Annotated in this window: 4 protein-coding genes; 1 reads left to right on the top strand and 3 read right to left on the bottom strand. The window is 72.1% G+C overall.

Translation table 11 applies throughout. The features are described 5' to 3' along the window. The 3 genes from manB to rfbD form a co-directional block, all read right to left on the bottom strand. On the bottom strand, window positions 1-709 hold a 709-nt coding region (gene manB, locus AC2VON_RS14720; RefSeq protein WP_486953609.1), incomplete at its 3' end, for a mannose-1-phosphate guanylyltransferase. Between the two features lie 2 nt (window positions 710-711). Then, window positions 712-1,575, bottom strand: a complete 864-nt coding sequence (locus AC2VON_RS14715; RefSeq protein WP_369741733.1) for a glycosyltransferase family 2 protein — start codon at window positions 1,573-1,575, stop codon at window positions 712-714. Window positions 1,576-1,585: 10 nt separating this feature from the next. After that, on the bottom strand, window positions 1,586-2,512 hold the full coding sequence (rfbD, locus tag AC2VON_RS14710; RefSeq protein ID WP_369740142.1) for a dTDP-4-dehydrorhamnose reductase: 927 nt from the start codon (window positions 2,510-2,512) through the stop codon (window positions 1,586-1,588). Window positions 2,513-2,589: 77 nt separating this feature from the next. Between rfbD and AC2VON_RS14705 the strand changes: the two genes are divergently transcribed. Next, window positions 2,590-3,592 (top strand): LCP family protein (locus AC2VON_RS14705; protein WP_486953608.1); only part of this gene is annotated, 1,003 nt, incomplete at its 3' end.

Raw genomic sequence — 3,592 nt, 5'->3', positions numbered from 1 at the left:
GCACCAGATCCGCCGACCCGCGCACGAAGTCCTCCGGAGTGCCCATGTCGCGCCAGTAGGTGGCGTCGACGTAACCGCAGACCTTGAGGTCGTCGTCGAGCAATGCCGGGAACACCTCACGTTCCACCGACACCTCGCGGCCACGGGGAATACGGTCGATCACCTCACGCCGGAAGACGTAGCAGCCTGCGTTGATCTGGTCGGTGGGTGGGTCCTCCGTCTTCTCCAGGAACGCCGCGACGCGGTCATCCTCGTCGGTGGGCACACACCCGAACGCCCGCGGGTCACCGACCCGCACCAGGTGCAGCGTGACGTCGGCCTGCTTGGTGTGGTGGAACTCGAGCAACTCGCCCAGGTCGGCGCCGGACAGCACGTCGCCGTTGAACACCATCACGGTGTCGTGGCGCAGCCTCGGCGCGACGTTGGCGATCCCGCCGCCGGTCCCCAGCGGGTTCGACTCGGCCACGTACTCGATCTGCAGGCCCAGCTTGGACCCGTCGCCGAACTCGGCCTCGAACACCTCGGCCCGGTACGACGTGCCGAGGACCACGTGCTCGATGCCGGCCGCGGCGACCCGCGACAGCAGATGGGTCAGGAAGGGCAGCCCCGCGGTCGGCAGCATCGGCTTGGGCGCCGACAGCGTCAGCGGCCGCAGCCGCGTGCCCTTGCCGCCAACCAGGATCACCGCGTCGACCGGGGTTTTTGCCACCTCTAGCGCCCTTCCACGTTGCGTCGTCTGCTGCGCAGCGAATTGCGCACCATCAGGCGGGAACGCACCTGAAGCGACCCGCGCAGCGTCCAGCGCAGGGGTGCCCGCCACCATCCGGAATGCCGGTCCGCCAGGAAGATGTAGGTGCTCTTGTGATGCGCCGTCAGATGATTCGCCGGGTCGTGCCCGGTGGAGTGGCCGCGGTGGTGCAGCACTTCGGCCGAGGGCACGTAGACGCTGCACCAGCCGGCCCTGCCCAGCCGGTCGCCGAGGTCGACGTCCTCCATGTACATGAAGTAGCGCTCGTCGAACCCGCCGACCTGGCGGAAGGCCGACCGGCGCAGCAGCAGGCACGACCCGGACAGCCAGCCGACCGGCCGCTCGCTGGGCTCCAGCCGCTCCTGGCGGTAGGCCGCCGTCCAGGGATTGCGCTTCCAGAACGGCCCGACCACGGCGTGCATGCCGCCGCGGACCAGGCTGGGCAGGTGGCGCGCCGAGGGGTACACCGACCCGTCGGGGTCCCGGATCAGCGGGCCGAGCGCGCCCGCCCGCGGCCACCGGTTGGCGGCGTCCAGCAGCGCGTCGATGCTGCCCGGACCCCACTGCACGTCCGGGTTGGCCACGATCACCCAGTCGTTGTCGTCGCCCAGCCGGTCGACGGCGCGGTTCACCGCGGTGCCGTATCCGAGGTTGGCCCCGGTCTCGAACAGGCGCACGTTCGGGTAGCGCTCCACCGCCTCCTGCGGGGTCCCGTCGGTGGAGCCGTTGTCGGCCAGCAGCACCTCGACCGGACGATCCGTGGCCAGCGACAACGAGGCCAGGAAACGCTCCAGGTGCGGGCCCGGCGAGTAGGTCACCGTGACCACCGGTACGACGTCAGTCACGCGTCGAGGGTAACGGTCGGTCGCCCGCGGCGACGCCGCCAGCCGCCGCCAGCGCCGCGACCAGCGCCTCGCGCCAGGGCCGCAGCGGGCGCAGGCCCGCCGCCCGGGATTGTTCGCCGCCCAGCGCGGAGTAGACCGGCCGCGGGGCCGGCCGGGGAAACTGCGCGGTGCTGACCGGCCGCACCCGCGACGGGTCGGCGCCGCACTCCTCGAAGACCGCCCGGGCCTGCTCGAACCGGGACACCGCACCCTCGTTGGCGGCGTGCAGGACCGGGCCGGGCACGCCGTCGTCGGCCACCTGCAGCAGCGCGGCGGCCAGGTCGCCCACGTAGGTCGGCGAGCCGGTCTGATCGTCGACGACGTTCACCGGACCGTCGCCGGCGGCCAGCCGGCGCATGATTGCGACGAAGTCCTTGCCGGTGCCGCCGGTGTAGACCCAGGCGGTGCGCACGACCACGCCCTGCCGGGCGTCCGGCAGCGCCGCCAGCACGGCCCGCTCGCCGGCGAGCTTGGTGTGGCCGTACACGCCCGCCGGCGCGGTGGGGTCGCTCGGCTCGTAGGGGCGCGACGCGACGTGCGCGGGGTCACCGCCGGAGACCTCGCCGCCGAACACGTAGTCGGTGGAGACGTGGATCAGCCGGGCACCCGCCCGTGCGCACGCCTGCGCCAGGTATCCGGGCCCGGCGGCGTTGACGGCGTGGGCGCGGTCCTGGTCGCTCTCGGCGCCGTCGACGTCGGTGTATGCCGCGCAGTTGATCACGACGTCGCCGCGCTCGATCCGTTCGGCCGCCGCCGGGTCGGTGATGTCCCACCGCGACGACGTGTAGGCCCGCACGTCGCGGCCCTCATCGGCCGCGAGCACCGCCAAGGTGCTCCCCAATTGGCCCCCGGCCCCGATGATCACGATCCTGCCCGACATGGCATGAGTCTGGCACGCCCGGGGCACGCGGGCGGCCGCTACCCACGAAGCAGCTGTGCCGCAAGTAACCTAGTGGGATGGGAGTGCAACGTGTGGTTCGTGTGGCTGCCACCGCGCTGACGGTGCTGGTCGTGCTCGGCACCGGGATCGCCTGGACCAATGTGCGGTCCTTCGAGGACGGCATCTTCCACATGTCGGCGGCCTCGCTGGGCAAGGGCGGCGACGACGGCGCGATCGACATCCTGCTGGTCGGCCTGGACAGCCGCACCGACGCGCACGGCAACCCGCTGTCGGCCGAGGAGCTCGAGACGCTGCGCGCCGGCGACGAGGAGGCGACCAACACCGACACCATCATCCTGATCCGGATCCCCAACAACGGGAAGTCGGCGACCGCCATCTCGATCCCGCGCGATTCCTACGTGTCGGCCCCGGGCCTGGGCAAGACGAAGATCAACGGCGTCTACGGCCAGACCCGGGAGACCAGGCGCGCCAACCTGGTCAAGGCCGGCGACTCGGCCGAGCACGCCGCGGCCCAGGGCACCGAGGCCGGCCGGGAGGCGCTGATCAAGACCGTCGCCGACCTCACCGGGGTCACCGTCGACCACTACGCCGAGATCGGGCTGCTCGGTTTCGCGCTGATCACCGACGCCCTCGGCGGCGTCGACGTCTGCCTCAAGGACCCGGTGTTCGAGCCGCTCTCGGGTGCGGACTTCCCCGCCGGACAGCAGCGCCTGTCCGGCCCGGAGGCGCTCAGCTTCGTCCGCCAGCGCCACGAGCTGCCCCGCGGCGACCTGGACCGCGTCGTGCGCCAGCAGGCGGTGATGGCCTCGCTGGCCCACCGGGTCATCTCCGGCAAGACGCTGTCGAGCCCCACCACGCTGCAGCGCCTGGAGGCCGCCGTGCAGCGTTCGGTGGTGCTGTCCTCGGGCTGGGACGTCATGGACTTCGTGCAGCAGATGCAGAAGCTGGCCGGCGGCAACATCGCGTTCGCCACCATCCCGGTGCTCGACGGCGCCGGCTGGAGCGACGACGGCATGCAGAGCGTGGTGCGGGTGGACCCGCACCAGGTGCAGGACTGGG

The sequence above is a fragment of the Mycobacterium sp. TH-M82 genome, assembly GCF_057473605.1.
This window is presented reverse-complemented; position numbering and strand designations above follow the sequence as displayed.

What these genes read in the sequence shown, in the direction of transcription:
- rfbD (WP_369740142.1), bottom strand. Translation starts at nt 2,512, where the DNA reads ATGTCGGGCAGGATCGTGATCATCGGGGCCGGGGGCCAATTGGGGAGC.